15 protein-coding genes are annotated in these 15,763 nt (G+C 66.0%); 3 read left to right on the top strand and 12 right to left on the bottom strand.

Going from position 1 to position 15,763, the window contains the following annotated elements; genetic code table 11:
• Positions 1–5 precede the first annotated feature (5 nt).
• Positions 6–914 (top strand): SDR family oxidoreductase, encoded by a 909-nt coding sequence (locus ACFXKN_RS16540; protein WP_379433314.1) that lies wholly within the window; start codon positions 6–8, stop codon positions 912–914.
• A gap of 244 nt (positions 915–1,158) precedes the next feature.
• Positions 1,159–1,638, top strand: coding sequence for a PaaI family thioesterase (locus ACFXKN_RS16545; protein ID WP_378940483.1), 480 nt, complete (start codon positions 1,159–1,161; stop codon positions 1,636–1,638).
• Between the two features lie 45 nt (positions 1,639–1,683).
• On the opposite strand, the gene ACFXKN_RS16550 is transcribed toward ACFXKN_RS16545, so the two are convergent.
• Together ACFXKN_RS16550 and ACFXKN_RS16555 are read right to left on the bottom strand one after the other, a co-directional pair.
• Positions 1,684–2,262, bottom strand: a complete 579-nt coding sequence (locus tag ACFXKN_RS16550; RefSeq protein ID WP_379433315.1) for a LuxR C-terminal-related transcriptional regulator — start codon at positions 2,260–2,262, stop codon at positions 1,684–1,686.
• 205 nt (positions 2,263–2,467) lie between these two features.
• Complete coding sequence (locus tag ACFXKN_RS16555; protein ID WP_378940485.1) at positions 2,468–3,187, bottom strand: alpha/beta fold hydrolase; 720 nt, start codon at positions 3,185–3,187, stop codon at positions 2,468–2,470.
• Between the two features lie 177 nt (positions 3,188–3,364).
• Here ACFXKN_RS16555 and ACFXKN_RS16560 point away from each other — a divergent pair, with 177 nt between their 5' ends.
• Entirely contained in the window at positions 3,365–4,015 is a 651-nt protein-coding gene (locus ACFXKN_RS16560) for a TetR/AcrR family transcriptional regulator (protein WP_378940486.1), read from the top strand.
• A gap of 4 nt (positions 4,016–4,019) precedes the next feature.
• On the opposite strand, the gene ACFXKN_RS16565 is transcribed toward ACFXKN_RS16560, so the two are convergent.
• The 10 genes from ACFXKN_RS16565 to ACFXKN_RS16610 form a co-directional block, all read right to left on the bottom strand.
• Complete coding sequence (locus ACFXKN_RS16565) at positions 4,020–5,291, bottom strand: glutamate synthase-related protein (RefSeq protein ID WP_379433316.1); 1,272 nt, start codon at positions 5,289–5,291, stop codon at positions 4,020–4,022.
• Positions 5,288–6,283 (bottom strand): asparagine synthetase A, encoded by a 996-nt coding sequence (locus ACFXKN_RS16570; RefSeq protein ID WP_379433317.1) that lies wholly within the window; start codon positions 6,281–6,283, stop codon positions 5,288–5,290. Before ACFXKN_RS16570 ends, ACFXKN_RS16565 begins: the two co-directional genes overlap by 4 nt.
• Positions 6,284–6,319: 36 nt before the next feature.
• Entirely contained in the window at positions 6,320–7,528 is a 1,209-nt protein-coding gene (locus ACFXKN_RS16575; protein ID WP_379433318.1) for an ATP-grasp domain-containing protein, read from the bottom strand.
• A gap of 38 nt (positions 7,529–7,566) precedes the next feature.
• Entirely contained in the window at positions 7,567–8,829 is a 1,263-nt protein-coding gene (locus tag ACFXKN_RS16580) for a methylaspartate mutase (protein WP_379433319.1), read from the bottom strand.
• 1 nt (position 8,830) lies between these two features.
• Positions 8,831–10,312: a hypothetical protein gene (locus ACFXKN_RS16585; protein ID WP_379433320.1), complete on the bottom strand. Its 1,482-nt coding sequence runs from the start codon at positions 10,310–10,312 to the stop codon at positions 8,831–8,833.
• Positions 10,309–11,544: an acetyl-CoA carboxylase biotin carboxylase subunit family protein gene (locus ACFXKN_RS16590; protein ID WP_378940492.1), complete on the bottom strand. Its 1,236-nt coding sequence runs from the start codon at positions 11,542–11,544 to the stop codon at positions 10,309–10,311. The genes ACFXKN_RS16585 and ACFXKN_RS16590 overlap by 4 nt, the downstream gene beginning before the upstream one ends.
• Positions 11,544–12,032, bottom strand: a complete 489-nt coding sequence (locus tag ACFXKN_RS16595) for a cobalamin B12-binding domain-containing protein (protein ID WP_378940493.1) — start codon at positions 12,030–12,032, stop codon at positions 11,544–11,546. The genes ACFXKN_RS16590 and ACFXKN_RS16595 overlap by 1 nt, the downstream gene beginning before the upstream one ends.
• Positions 12,029–13,279 carry an MFS transporter gene (locus ACFXKN_RS16600; protein WP_379433321.1) on the bottom strand — a complete coding sequence of 417 codons (1,251 nt, stop codon included), beginning with the start codon at positions 13,277–13,279 and terminating at the stop codon, positions 12,029–12,031. The genes ACFXKN_RS16595 and ACFXKN_RS16600 overlap by 4 nt, the downstream gene beginning before the upstream one ends.
• Before the next feature lie 2 nt (positions 13,280–13,281).
• Entirely contained in the window at positions 13,282–14,343 is a 1,062-nt protein-coding gene (locus ACFXKN_RS16605) for an LLM class flavin-dependent oxidoreductase (RefSeq protein ID WP_378943017.1), read from the bottom strand.
• A gap of 124 nt (positions 14,344–14,467) precedes the next feature.
• Entirely contained in the window at positions 14,468–15,181 is a 714-nt protein-coding gene (locus ACFXKN_RS16610) for a LuxR C-terminal-related transcriptional regulator (protein WP_379433322.1), read from the bottom strand.
• Positions 15,182–15,763: the final 582 nt, after the last annotated feature.

Consider the following 15,763-nt stretch of genomic DNA (forward strand, 5'->3'; position numbering starts at 1 on the left):
GGAAAGTGACACAGTTCGAAGGCCGGGTAGCCGTCATCACCGGGGGCAGTCGCGGAATCGGTAAGGCGCTGGCGCTGGCGCTCGCCGAACGCGGCGTGTCCATCGTCATCGGTGCGAAGACGATGGAAGCCGGTGGGCGACTGCCGGGCAGCGTGCCGGATACGGTGCGGGAAATCGAAGAACGGGGCGCACAGGCCCTCGGCGTGCGCTGCGACGTCCGCGACGAGGCGGACTTGAAGAACCTGGTGGACCGGACGATGGAACGGTTCGGCCGGCTCGACATCCTGGTCAACAACGCGGGTGCCATGTGGCTGCAGTCGGTCGAGCACACCCCGCACAAGCGATACGACCTGGTGATGGCGATCAACGCCAGGGCGCCATTCCTGCTGGCGCACCACTGTATTCCGCACATGCGGCAAGGCGGGTGGGGCCACATCGTCAACCTGAGCCCCCCGCTGGATCCGGAGGGCATACAGCACATGGGCGGCAAGGTGGCCTACATGTCGTCGAAACTCAACGCCACCCTGCTGACCCTCGGCCTGGGAAAGGAGGTCGCGGCAGACGGCATCGCCTGCAACACGATCTGGACGCGCACGCTGATCGGCACCCTCGCGACCCAGAATCTCGGCATCGGCAGCCCCTCGGATTGGCGGACCGAGGACATCGTCGTCGATGCCATCCTGGCTGTCCTGGAACAGGACCCGGCGACATTCACCGGAAACGCGCTGATGGACGACGACGTCCTGGCTCAGTTCAAGGGGATGACCGACCTGTCGCGGTACCGGTTCGTCCCCGATACCGAGCCGACCCCGATGACGTGGGAACGCTGGGACCTGATCGCCGAGGTCGCCCAGCAGATGTACTTCTCCGCGCTGGCCGCCGCCACCGGTGCGAAGGCGTCGCCTGGCGCGTGACATTCGGCTGTGCCGCCTACCCGAACGCGATGTCACCGAGCTGCGCATTTCCCGGTCTTTATTCAGGTAGGCTTACCGTGGGAAATGCGTAGTGGCACTGCAACTTCCGCAGTGTTGACGTCGGCGCGACGGCCCGTACCATGGCCTGGAATTCCCCCGATTCCGTTGATGGACCCGACCATGGCTACCGGAACCGAAATACACGCGCCCCGATAAATAGTCCGATGCGATAGAGGAGCTGTTCATGGCCGAGGAAACCGTCATCACCGGACACGATGCGATCGTCAAGCATGCGATCACCGCATTCGATAACCTTCCGATTCCGCCGGGAATCGAGCTGAAGCTGCCGCCGCCGTCGACCACGACCCTCGGCTTGCAGTACGAGGAATTCGTCGTCGGACAATCACTCTCGGCGACAGTCGAGATCCCGGCGCAGTACGGCAATGTCATGGGCCTGCTCCAGGGCGGTTTCCTCGCCGCCATGTTCGACGACCTGATGGCCCCACTCAGCTATCTGACCTCGAAGAACCCGACGACCACGATGGAACTGACAACGCACTTCATGCGCCCGGTATTCGTCGGCGAACGCCTGACCTTGAATGCCACGGTGCGCAAGCCCGGCCGATCGGTGATCTACCTCGCCGCCGAGGCACACAACGGGAACAACAAACTCGCGGCCACAGCGATCTCGACGATCCAGGTCATGCAGTTGCCGAATTCCTGACGGCCGAATAGACGCTGTACTACCACCCGGTAGTACAGCGTCTGTTCAGGCTGACAACCGCCATGATTCCGCGCGTACCGCGACGACTGCCGCCGCGATGCGACTACTCACCTGGAGCTTGGCGAGAATCCTGCTCACATGTTCTTTCACGGTATCCGCACTGATGAAAAGCCGGGCGCCGACTTCACGATTGGACAGCCCGTCGACGATGAGCACAAGGATCTCTTTTTCGCGACCCGTCAGCAGCGAAAGACGCCGGTAGGCAATGTGGTCCGGTTCGATGCGATCCGCATGCTCGACATTCGTGGTGGCGACGATTATTCCCGAGGCTGCCACATCCAGCGCATCGAGTATTGCCTTCGCGTGGAAATCCGCAGCCAACAACACGTCGACCTCGAGCGTCGTTCGCGCGGTGTCCTGGGGGACGAGCAGTGCGATGAGCGGTCGCTGGTCGAGTGAGCGCAAGCCCCGCACAACGGAGACGAGTGCGGCTTCCGGGCCCGTCGCCGCGTCGAGCAGCACGATGTCGGGCTGCCACCTCGTGGCCTTTTCCACCATCCCCGAGATCGGGGCCAGCGCGATCTGCCGATTCGGCCTGATCGCCTGCAGGAAGTCGATATTCATTGCGTGGCAGCTGGACTCGGCGACCATGATGCGACAGCACGGTAGTCGCGGGACAGCGCGACCGGCGGTGTCGGTCGCGGCGACTCTCGTCGGGTGGGATTTCGGGATCTTCGGTTCCGGACTCGCAGCCAATTTCATAGACCCTTGACCTGAGATGACGACGTGTACTGAGAGAGGTCGGTTCAGTGGTGGACCGGCCGGCGAGTCAACCGAGCCGGAGATATCGCTGGAGCGCCAGTGGCGGCCACCGGGCGATGATCTCGGCGAGATCCTCGGGACGCTCCCTGGCCACCAGGTGCCCGGCGCCCAGGATCTGGATGACCGTGGCGTGCGGCGCCAAGCGCAGAAATCCCTCGACGTCGTCGTCGGCAACCGGTGTTCTGCCATCGGCCCGCACCAGCAGGACGGGCACGTCAAGGACATCGGCGGCCCGCCGAAGCTGTGGCATATGCGCGAGGACGTCGTCGACGAGCTCGGCATACGGGCCGTGTGTGGTTGTCGCGGTGAGGAATTCGAGTACGCGGGCGGGATTCATGGTTGGCACGACATCGACCAGCACCAAGCCACCGACCCGGGCGCGCACTTCGGTGTCCTCGAGGGCGACCAGCGCGGCGAGTCCCCCCAGGGACGCCCCGACAACAATGCATCCGGACAGTTCGGTGCGCACCATCGCGGCGACGTCGGCGGCGCACATCGCCGTCGACCGGGCGGAACCGCCGCTGTCGCCGTGCCCCCGCAGATCGAAGGCGACGCACCGATAGCCCGCCGTGACAAGCCTGCCGACCACCGGCTCCCAGACATGGGATCGCTCACCACCGGCATGTAGTAGCAGGACAGTCGGCCCCGAACCGACCGCCTGCCCACGCAGGATCGTGCCGTCGGGGCGTTCGATCTGCCGTAGATCGCGGGTCATGGAATCGTTCATGTGAGGCCTTCCGCGTTGCCCACGTCGTCGTCGAAGGTTCGACCCGACAAAAGCAGTGAATGCGTAATGCACTATCCGGCAACAAGTTACGGTGATCATGCGCGCAGTTTCCCCGTCGAAACCCGCCAGGTCGTAGCCTAAGCCGATTACTTTGACCAGTCAAGGTAAGGTGGCGATATGACTGCTCCCCGTGTGCGCCGCACGCCGGAGGAGGCGCGGCGCCTGATCCTGGATGCCGCCGAGCACCTCCTGGCAGAAGGCGGCGTCTCCGCTGTTCACGTCCGCGCCGTCGCCGCTAGCGTCGGCATGACCGACGCGGGTCTCGGATACCACTTCGGGACTCGCGATGGCCTTTTGGAAGCCTTGCTGCACCACGGCGGCACCAAAGTCGGATCAGGACTGCAACAGGTGGTGCAATCCTGTCTGGTCCAGCCGGCGGACCTCGGTGGATTCGTGGAAACCCTCGCGGCGTTCTATCGGCAGGGCTATGGCGAGCTGGCGATCGCGCTGCACGCCGCCGGATGGCGGGATCCCGGATCCGGGATGCTGAATCCGGTTGTCGAGGCGCTGCACGCGCTGCGCCCTGACAAGGGCGCGGGCATCCCCGTCGACGACACCCGACTCGCCGTCGCGGCACTGCACCACGCCGTGGCGACGGAATCCGCCTACGGGGCGGTCTTCCGTCGTAGCGCCGGGCTCACCGGACCCGATGCCGAGGACTGGCAGCCTCAGCTCCGCTGGTGGACCATCAATCTGGCCCGAATCCTCGACATCGAGCTCCCCGCACCGGCGTCCGGGGAATCCTCCCCCGCCCGGGAACGGGGGTAGGCGTTCAGCTCGGCTCGTCCGCGCCGGGAAACCAGACATCCTCGGCTCCGAGATCACCGACTCGATAGCAGCCGAGCGCGCTGATCATGAGACGTAGCTCGAATGCCAAGCAATCGAGCAGCCCGATCAAACCCCGGTCGGGGTCCTCGTCGGCCGCGATCAGCGCCGCGCGTCCGAGGCCGACGGCCGACGCACCGAGGGCAAGGCATTTCACCGCTCGACCGCCCTCCCAGATCCGGCCCGACGCCAGCAAGCTGTTGTCCCGGACATCGATGCGGCGCAGGCATTCCGCCAACGGCAAGCCGACCTGACCGAGAAATCCCAGTGGCGCCCAGCCGGTCCCGCCCTCGGCACCGTCGACGGTGACCGCGTCGGCACCGGCCGCCCAGGCGAGGGCCGCCGCCAGATGCACATCGCGGGCGGGCGGTAGCTTCACCCACACTCGGCACCGCGGATAGTTGTTGCGCATCAACAGGATCTGTCGTCGCAGGATCTCGTCGTCGAAGGTGCCCGGTGTGCCGCAGCGCAAGACGGGCGTCTGCGCGCCACCGTAGATGTCGACCAGGTCGTACTGCGCCGCAAGGTGTTTCGCCTGTGCTCGCGACACCATGGTCATGCCCCCCAGACCAGGCTTGGCACCCTGACCGACCTTGAGCTCGAATGCCAGCCGACCGGTCGCCGACAGCGCCGTGGCCGTGGGATCGCTGTAGACCAGGTTCCACACCTCGGCGTCGGCGTCTTCGGTGCTCTGCTGCACGACGACACCGCCGATCCCGTCGGGCACCGAGGCGGCGTACTCGGCGATCCGCGACAGCAGGGAGCTCGCTTCCTCGTCGATCACCCTGCCGTATCCGGCCACGGGGACGATGTTCTCACCGATCACCATGGGAATCCCCGCCGCGGCGGCCTGTGCTGCGACCGCGATGCCCAGATCACCCGAAGCGGCCGCGGTCGAGCCGAATGCCGAGATGTAGATCGGCGATGTCGCGTTCAACCCACCGATCACGGTGGTGAGGTCCACGTCGCCCGGAAGCGGTTCGCGACCGAGTTCGATCAGCGCTGCCATCCGCTTCGGGACGAAGATCGGCGGTACCAGCCGTGCGCGATCGAGCGCGTCGGTCGGTGCGCTGGGCGCACGCTCCCCGAACAGCGCCGAACCGTAGTCGGCCATGGCGGGAAAGGCCGCGCCGCGCCCCATCCGCGCGCGGCGGCGTACCTCGTACTCCGGGAACCCGGTCGCGGACAGGGCTGATGCCACACCGTCGGACCCGGTCACGGCCGCGCCTGCCCTGGCAGCTTGGGATAGGCCGTGGCCTGCCAGACCGCATCCAGCCCGCCGAGGAACCGGGTGAACCGCTCGACACCGAGCCCGAATCCGGCACTGGGCGGCAGCCCGGCCCGGACCAGCGTGAGATACCACTCGTATTTCGCGGGATTCTCACCGGTCTCCCTGATTCGCCGCAGCACCCGGCCATAGTCCGTTTCCCGCTCACTGCCGCTCATCATTTCTCCGAACCCGGCGGAGAAGATCAGGTCGAAGTTGCGCAGCACCCCGAGTTCCTGGGGGGACTCCCGGTCGTAGAAGCCCCGTGACCCTTTCGGATAGTCGGTGATGAAGAACGGGCCGCTCCTCGCCGCTGAGATGAGTTCCTCACCGCGCCAGTCGATTTCGGTGAAGTCATCGTGCGGGTGTCCGAGCTGACGCAGTTCGGCGACCACCTCCGCGTGCCGGAGCCGCCCGTAGGGTCGCGCGACCGTCTTCGCGAGCTCGGACCGGTCTCGGCCGAGAACCTCGAGTTCCCGGCCGCTCGTCGCGAGCACGTGCGCCACACAATGCCGGGTCAGCCGTTCGGCCAGCGCCATCGCCTCGTCACGAGACCCCCCGGCGAACTCCACATCGAGCTGATGGAACTCCACCAGGTGCCGGTGGGTCACCGCTGTCTCCAGTGGTTCGAGCCGGATATTGGGCGCCACGCAGAAGATCTTGTCGAAGCTGAGCAACGATGCCTGCTTGTAGAGGATCCCGCTGGTCATCAGCTTGTACCGATGGCCGTAGTAATCGATGTCGACCTGCTTGGCACCGCGCGCGCCCGGGTCGGTCACCGGACCGATGATCGGTGGCAGCAGTTCGGTGAATCCTTCCGCCGTGAGGAATTCGCGCGCTCCGGCGAGGAAGCTCTGCTGCAGCGTCAGAGCCGCGATCGTCCGTGGCGAGGTCAGGTGGGTATACGGGGTCGGCGGAACGGTCGGCGTCGATTCGGCACTCACACTATCTCCCTGAACGAACCATGATCGGTTGGTCGGCTACAGCACACGGTGTTCGAGTCGCCGTAGAGCTGCATAGGATTTCTGTATCCGCGCGGCGTCGCGGTCGACGAAGAACACCGCGCCCGGCGCGGAGTTGAGGTCGACCGTCGGGGTGGTCGGTTCCCGCTCACCCAGCCGAAAGCGCACGCTCTCGAACCCGGGCAGCCGGGCCAGCTCCTCGGCGAGCCTCGCCCGGGGAAACGGAAGCTGTCGATGGGCGATGAGATTGACGCACCGGGCCGCCGCCCGGCGGACGTACACCGACGGCCGCCGGGCCAACGCCCGGCCGGACCCGGCGTAGCAGTCCAAGGTCAGGTCGACCTGATTGGCGCCCGTGCACCGATCCAGTGCCGCGGGGTTGGCCAACCCCGACAGTCTGGCCCCGGTCTCGAGCAGCACCGGGCCGTCGCCGGTCTGGATCAGCTCGGTGTGCGCGGGTCCGTTGACTATGCCCAGTGCGTCCAGACAGCCTCGGACGTAAGCGAGTATCGCGGGCAGCCGTCCGTCGTCCGGGGAGAGCAGCTCCTCGAAATCATAGATTCTGTGTCTGCCCGCCACCGTCCGCTTGTGGCTGATCCACGCATCGGTGCACCAGTGCGTTCCGTCCCGGCTGACCGAGTTGACGACGAATTCGTCGCCGTCGAGATATTCCTGGGCGAGCACGGCGCTATTGGCCCGAAGCATCAGGTTCGTCTTACCCAAGATGGTCGCGACCGCCGCGCGCACATCAGCATCGGTCTCGCACACGAAGACGTCGTCGGATCCCGCGCTGTCCAACGGCTTGACCACCATGCGCTGTGGTCCCGCGTCGCGGCGCCACCGCAGCACGGCGTCGGCGTCGCGGCTTCGATACTGTCGCGCGGTCCGCAGACCCGCCGCGGCCACGGCGGCGTGCATCTGGAACTTGTCCCGCCGGAACTGGGAAAACGCCGGGTCGTTGCCGCGCACACCGAGTTTGTCCGCGATCTCGTCGGCGGCTTCGACACCGAATTCGCTGGCCGGGATCACGGCCACCGGATCGTCTTCCGCGAGCCGGTACAGGACATCACCGCCGTTGTCGGCGTAGCTCAGGTCCGCCGCGAAGAGATCGGTGGGCAGGCTCGCGGCGAAGACCTCGGGCAGTTCCGGGCGTGATCGCACGTGCACCAAGCGGTAGTCGGCCGCAGCACGCTCGGCGAGCAACGCGCCGGTGGACAGCGCGTCCACCAAAACCATGGTGGGGCGGGCCCTGCTCCTGTCCCCGATCATCGTGGGTCCAGTGCGTGGTCGGGTAGGCGGTCGTAGTGGCGCGCGACATGGTTGAGCATGCCGAACAGCCGGTCCGAGGTCAGGTCGCCCGGCCCGGCACGGGCGGACTCGGCGGGCAACGGGAGTCGGCCCCGCGAACCCCAAACCAAGGCACCTCGATCGTCGATCAGGCAGGTCGTGGCTCCGGCGTTGTCCTGGTGCAAGCAGAACGGAACGTCGAGCAGGCCACGGGCGAAGGCCTCGACCAAGGCGGTGCCGACGTCACGATGGAGGCCGAGTACGGCGTCGATCAGCAGCCGTGCCTCGGCCAGGATCTCCTCGCGGTAGCCGAAGTCGGCCGCTGCGGCGCGGGCGCGCGGACCGGCCGATTCCGCCGACGCCAGCCTCAGGGCGGCCACATTCTCCGACACGGACGGAATCTGCCATGCCTCCGATACCGTTTTCACGATCAACCGCTCGCACCCGGCATCACGCGCCAGCCTGGCACTGTCGCGGATCAATCGGGTGGCCCCGTCCGGAGTCCTGGGGAACAACCCCATGTAGGTGTAAGCCACGATGTGCCAGGTCGTGTCGGCCAGGTAGTCCTGCGCCAGCTGCCGTAAGGCCAGCAGCGCCCCCCGGTCCTGTTCGGGCAGGGTCCCCTGGGCGTAGCTGAGGGACAGATGCCGGATTCCGTGCTGCCGGAAGAAACACCCCTCCAGCACGGTCATCGCCACCAGCAGCGACGGCGGGCACAATTGCCCCAGCAGACATCCACCGAAACTCTCGATATGGCACGACTCGGTTTCACCCGCCAGGAATCGGCAGCCATCCGACCACGCGGCGACGGTGTGCGCGAGCGGCAACCGGCTGTACGGCAGGCAATAGGACACCGGCCCGCCTTCGGTGGCGTCCAAGCCCACCTCGACCAGTCGGCGGAAGATGGGCAGCGGCAGTGCGGTGCCGTGCCGCACCTGCACCGGGAATGCCGGACCGGGCAGCTGATCGAGCATGGCCCGGGTGACCTCGACCGGATGGGACACCAGCGGGTAGCCGTTCAGCTCGATGCCCGCAGCGAGCTGCGCCAGCGGAGTCCGGTGGTCGCCGACACGGGTGTAGCTGTCCACGGTCAGCGTTGCGGCGACCGGGAAGTCCAGCAGCCCGAGCTCGGCCAGCCCGGCCCGCATGGCCTCGGGACGCCCGAATCCCATCCGCGGCTGGACGACCAACCGATCGCGACGAGCGCTGTCGGCGATGAAGCGATCGAATCGGCCGCGCACGTCAGCGCCCCGAGATCAGCTCGACAACGGGCGCGCCCGTACGCGGATCGACCGTCCGCACCTCCTGTTTGTGCGGATCACCGGAACGCACCCGCGCCATGACGGTGTCGCGTCGGGAGAAATCGACCAGGGCATCGTGGTACAGCGTGCGCAGCAGCGCGATAGGCAGCCCGGACACCTCCGCGAGCCAGTCGGCTTCGGATTCGGTGCCCGGCTCGGCGCGCAAGGCGGCGTGATACCGGTCCAGCCTGCCGAGATGGTCGGCATGGCAACGTCGGAGGAAGGCCGCCAGGCGTTGCCCCTGGTCGGTGAAGGGGGAGAAGACGATTGCCGCCAGTGCCGACTCCGAGAGGCCGAAGGCCCGCAGGGCGTAGTCCGCGGCGATGGTTCGCCGTTCGCTGATCTTCGCCGGCGAGTCGTACCGGCCGAGAGCAAGATCGATGAGCCGGTCGGGCATCTCCTTCTTGCGCATCATCGCCTCGGCGAACTCGAGGTACTCGCCGATTCCGGCCGCGTAGCCACGTCCGTCGACCAGCTCGGCCCGCAGTCCACGCAGATGAGCCATCAGCGTCGGGTTCGCGCAATCGGACTCGGTGAAGCTGAAGGCCAAGTCGTCGAACCGGAAACCGAGGAAGTCGACGATCAGGTCCCAGTGATCGTGCACGCGATAGCTGACCACGTCGTAGATGGAGACGAAGCGCGGCTGTAGCGTCCGGTTGCCGACGGCTACCGAACGCTCGGCCAGCACCGCGTCGTCACCATCGCCGAACAGCTCGCGGTAGTAGGCGTCACCGATGCCGCGGAGCGCGGTCAACAGCTGGGAGAAGTCCAGTGCCCCACCACGATCCGGCTCGACGCCGGTTCCGCGAGCCAGCCGTCGAATCCACGCGGCGTACAGCGCCTGCTCACGTCGGGAGTCGCCGGTCATGATCGCGTCGACTCCCCCGTCCCACCAGCCCGCCCGACCGTAGAAGTCCGCGACCGCGAGATTGCAGCTGTTGCAGAACGTCGGCCGTCCGTCCCCGGCCGAGCGGTGGCCGTTCATGAGCACGTCGAGCCGATTGACGGTGACCACGCTCTCCGGCAACGGCAGGTCGACCCGGAACCGGCGGATCTCGGTGCGGTCGACGGTGAGGAGTTCGGCGCGGTCGTCGTCGAGCATCCGCAACGCCGCGTACACCCGGTCGATGTTCTCCATCACCGCGGTGGGCACACCGGCGTGTCGCATATTCGCCACCCGCATCGTGAAGGTGCGTCCGTGGTCGAGCTGCAAGCGCAACTGGACAGCGCGGACGATGGCGACGACATAGGTGCTGTCCTTGCCACCACCGTAGGCGACCATGACCTTGTAGTCACCGATGCGGTCGATGCCACCGGCCGCGTCGATCAGTGCCGCGCCGACAGCGTCGACGCCGCGCCGCTCGACATCGGACAGGTGACCGATCAAGCGCTGGAACAGATTCAGGTCGTCGTGCTCGGTCATACCGGTACCGCCTCGAAGCAGAAGTCGTCGATGATCTTTCGGATGCCGGCCTCGGCCTCGTGTTCGCTGTCGTGCAGCACGATGAACCGGCCGGAGTGCACGGCGTCGTAGGAACCGCCCTGACCCAGCACCTCACCGGGCGCGGGCAGCAGTTCGCGCCAGATGATCGGCACCTCGGCGCGCATGGAGACCGCCTCGACGACACGCACGCACCGGTCGGGTTTCGGCACCACCAGCCAGCCGCCGGAGGGATCGCCGACCTTGACCAGGAGCGGGACCGGCTGCTCGGCAAGCGCTTTGAGCCACACCTCGTAGAGATTGACGCCGAAGAGCTTGTTCAGCAGGTGGGGAACCTCGGACCCACCCACCCGTCCGCCGACCTCGAGGAACACCAACTCGGCATCGGCGGTCACGAACAGTTCGAGATGAAACGGGGTGGTTCGCAAGGCGAGTACGTCGATACACCGCTGGGTGAATTCCTCGATGCGGGTGCGCAGTTCCGATCGCTGCACGACCACCGACCCCAGCGGCGCACCGCCGACGAACGACAGACAATCGTTGACGTATCGGGAAACCACCTGGAAGTCGATCCGCGACGCGCCATCGGCGTAACCGTCCACGTGGTAGATGGCGCCGTCGACGAATTCCTCGATCTCGTACCCCGACAGCTCGATCGACGGCAACACCCGGTCGAGTGCCGCCGGATCCGCCACCTTGTGCACGCCGATACTGGCCGCGCCGTCGACGGGTTTGAGCACCACCGGAAATCCGGACCTGTGCGCGAAGGCCCGCACCTGCCGCGGACTCTCGCAGGACGCGAAGCGGGGCACCCGGATTCCGGCATCCGCCAGTACCTGCTTCATCCGCACTTTGTCCCGGTATCGAGCGACCTCCGCGGTGGTCGGTCCCGGAATCGCGAGATCCTCGCGAACCTTCGCCGCGACGCCGAGGGTGAACTCCGACAACGCGATCAGACGGTCGACCCGACCCACCCGCTCGGCCGTCCGCCGGACCGCGGCGCGCAGCAGATCCACATCATTGACGTCCTCGACCTGTTCGAGATGAGCGATCAGCGGCTCCCCCACCAGGACACCCGCGGCGCCGGCGCCATCGACGATGTAGCTCACCTGGTTGCCGACATGGTCGAGGAAGTCCTCATACCGGGTGAGTTCGTTGTCCCAACGCACTCCGTCGGCGAATCGAGGCCACCGATTGACTACGACGATATGCATCAGGACACCTCCGGTGTCAGCACGGGACTGCTGTCCCAAGGCGGAACCACGGCGGCCGCTGCCTGCCAGGACGAAAAGTTCGATACCACACCATGATTCAAGAAGCGACGGAAGTTCTCGATCGCGTCGTCGCTGGTGAAGACATCGAGATAGCCCAGGGCCAGCAGTTCGCGCCGCACCTGGTCGCCGGCTGACATCGCGGTGGTCAGCTTGCCGCCGACCACGCAGGGGACGGTGAGACCCCGCGCGCGCAGAGCCGTCAACAGCTCACTGGCACCGTGGTACCCGTGACCGTTCACGCTCGAGACAACCAGCAGGTCCGGGTGATCCACGGCGACCGCCTGCACGACCTCGTCGATCGGCGTGCACGGCCCGAGGTTGCGGACCGAGGCGCCCTGCTCTTCGAGCACCTTCTGCAGGTAGACCAGATTCCAGATGTGCGAATCGGATTCGACGGTGCTGAGCACGCATCGAAATCGTGCGTTCATGAGGGAACTCCAACCGGCGTGCTCGATCGGGCGGCGATCGCCGCGCGGAAACTCGCCATCGTGAGCGGAAGGAAGATCGAGCCGAACAGGCACAGCCCGATCGCCAGCCCGAGGATCAGGCGCTGCGCTCCCACCGCGGTACCCACGGTCGCTACCAACACGCCCGCGATCGGGTAGGACAGGAGGTTGAGCAAATAGAAGGGACCCATGACCTTGCCGAGATGCTCATGCGGGATGACCTTCAAGCGCTGAGTCCGGTTGTAGACGTTGTAGATCGCCACCCCCGCGATCACCGCGACGAATCCCACCGCGTAGACGGAGAAGGCCGCCGCGGCGCCGACGAGCAACAGCGCCGCGCACAGCACCGTGAATCCCGTGACCGCGATCATGCCGATCCCGAAGCGTCGCACCAGGAACGGAATCATCAGCAGATTCAGCAGACCCACCACGCCGACGGCGGTGTTGAGTAGTCCGTAGGCGGACTCCGCCGCGTGAAAGACCCCCGTCACCAGGGCGACATTGCAGGTGAGCAAGGCCGCGACCGACAGGTTGATGGCGAAGTTCAGAATTCCGAGCAGCAGCACCGGACGGTTGCCTGCCAGTAGCCGCCAGCCGATGCCGAGATCGTGCGCGATCGCGCGCGCCGATCCGTTCACGACGGCCTGTACCGCGCCACGTGGGAGCGGCAACCAGCACGCCGCACTGATCAGGAATACCGCGGCGGCCACCCCCAGCAGCCACACCTTGCCCAGATACACCGCCGCCAGCGCCGCCGCGGCGGGCCCGATCGCCATGGCCAGCAGCTCCATGTTCTGCACGAGCGACTGCATCGTCGCGACCCGATCCTCGACGGCCAGCCGCGGCACCATCTTCTCGACCGACATGCGGGTCGGCGCCATGCACAGCGACAGGAACCCGCCACCGATCATCAGGGCAGGGGTCGTCCAGGACGGAAAAGCCAAGCAGATCGCGCCGACGCCGCACAGGATCACGGCTCGGGCGACGCCGACCCGCCGAAAGAGCCGGGCGCCGCCGTCGCGGTCGGCCAGCAACCCGGCGAACGGGTAGGCCAGCAGACTGGGTAGCCACTCCAGCGCGAACGCGATGCCGAGGCCGGCCAGCGACTTCGTATCCTGGAAGATGAGCAGCGGAACCGCGAACAGCACAACCTGTTCGGCGATCAGGCCGAGCAGGACGCCGAAGGCGAACAGTCCCCGATCACGCGCCGGGGCCGACGGCGATGTCATCGCTACTGCTCCGCCTGCTCGCGCTCCCGGATGAGTGGCAGGACATGGGTGTAGAAGGTGCGCATTTCGGTGCGCGTCGGCCACCCCGAGAAGATGAACTCGCTGACCCCCGCGGCCTTGTATCGCACGAGGTACTCAGCGACCTCGGCATAGCTGCCGACCACGCACAGCGCGGGTCCGCCCCGGTAGGCAACGGCGCCGGAGTAGATCATCGGCGAGAGCCAGTCGTCGTCCGCCTCCTCGGCGAGACGGAACGAGGTCTTGACCGCGTGGGAATCGGACGTAGCCACGAATTGCTCCACCCACGCGCGATGATCCTCGTCCGGATCACGCATCGTCGCGGCCAGGTCGGTCAGCGCCTCGGCCCGGGTCTCCCGCGCCAGCACATGCATGCGGATGCCGACTCGGGTTGCCTTGTGTAGCACCGGTTGTGCGGCCACGGCGATGCCATCGGGGGTGTCGCCATAGCGAAGCCAGCAGTCACCGTGTTCGATGGCGGTTTCCTGAGCCACCTCCGAAGCGCCACTGATGTAGATCTCGGGCCTGCCACCGCCCTTGTATCCGAGCCCGAGTTGCGCCTGGTCGATCCGGTAGTGCTCACCGTCGAAGGTGAGCGGGCTCTCGCCCCGCCAAAACCTGTGCAGCACATCGAGGAACTCACGCGAACGCGCGTACCGTGCGTCGTGGGCGAGGAAGTCACCGTAGTAGGCCTGTTCGGCCGGGGAGATCCCGGCGACCAGGTTGAGCGAGATGCGGCCGTCGGACATCCACGACACCGTGTTGACGATCTGGGTGAACAGTGTCGGCGACAGCAGCCCTGGCCGATACGCGAGAATGAATTTCACCCGCTCGGTTTCCCGGACCAGGGCGCCGATCATCGGCAGCGGGTCCGGCATGTGATAGCTGATTCCCATGAGCAAAGAATCGACGCCGAGGGCATCGGCTTCTTGCGCGAAATCGACGATTCCGCCGAAATCGAGTGCTCCGACATCATATTTATCGGTGGCTTTTTGCTGGCCACTGTCGAGCGGCGAGCACCAGTGAAATCTCAGCGGACGAAGCATCGGCACCCTCAGAATTCTCTATATTTCCGATATTATCGCGGCCGCAATTTCCCGGTTCGACAAGTTCAGAATAGTCGGCTCGCCCGAATTCGACATCCACCCGATCGGGGGATCTTGTTCATCGTCATTGGGCGCCGACGTGTTCGAGCGGTCTGCCCCACTGCCCGCGATCGGCCCGCACCGCCGCGACCGCGGCCTCGACGCGGGTCGCCACGTCGAGCTTGGCGAGGATCCGGCCGACGTGTTCTTTCACCGTGTCGGGGCTGATGAACAGCCGGGCGCCGACGTCTCGGTTGGACAGCCCACCGACGATGAGCCGAAGGATCTCCCGCTCCCGCCCGGTCAGCCTCGATAATCGTTGCCGCATGGCGAGTTGCGCCGACGAGGCCGGCCGCACCGCGGGGATGACCGGAGCCGCAGCGACCATCACACCGGTCGCCACCAGCGCCAACGACTCAAGCACCGCGGGCACGCCGTAGTCGGCTGTCAACACGGCATCGACACAGGCGATCTCGAGGTGGGGAGTCCCGCGCGGCACGAGCAGCGCGACCCGCAGCGGGTGATCCAGTGACCGCAGCTCGCGAATGAGCGCGCCGAGGCTCGGCCGGAGTATTCCTGACACCTCGAGCAGGATGATGTCGGGACGACAGCGCAGCGCGTTCTCGACCAGTTCGTGACAGGTCGAGGTCCGGATGAGTGCCACCCGCTGGTCGACACCGAGAACCTGCTCGAAATTTCTCCGCGTGGCCGGGGAATCCGAGGCGATCAGCATGGTGTGCTCCCGCGGCGACACACGCTCGGTTCCGCCGAAGACACGATCGAGCTCGGCAATCGACATACCAGCCCCTTAGCTCAGTACTGACAAAGCGCGAATCCAGTTGCTGGACAGATGCCATCGATCACCACATCATCGGGGAAGCGCGTGTCATATCCGCGCGTTCAATCAATGCTCACAAATCCGTTTATCCGACCTAAGGATATGCGCCGTGTGATCAGCCGACATCCCCCCGACCGGGGGAGTGCGCAGCTGTTCCCCGCGGTGCCACAGTGCCTCAATCTATGAAATCCCATGCGGCACAGCCGATCTCACCGTATCGTGGGCGGCATCCCCGGCCGGCGGGACAGGGGAATCGAAAGGGTTGAGCCATATCCGCAGCAATTCCCCGCTCACCCGATCGGTATCCACGTATACCGCACGCGCGTGCACAATTACGTTATTGTTCACCAGCTGGATTTCACCGGGACGAATAGGCATGTCCACCTTGCACTCACACCTTTCATCCCATGTCTTGGCATTTCTGACCGGGTTGACTGAAGCGTAGGTCAGCGACCCTGAGATATGCATCCCCCCGTCCAGGTGGATGCATATTTCGAAGTGGCCTGCGTAAGGTTTGATTCGTCGTCGGCGGATCCGAAATTG

Origin of the sequence: Nocardia sp. NPDC059195 (genome assembly GCF_042754695.1) — a bacterium.
In the GTDB taxonomy this organism is placed as follows: domain Bacteria; phylum Actinomycetota; class Actinomycetes; order Mycobacteriales; family Mycobacteriaceae; genus Nocardia.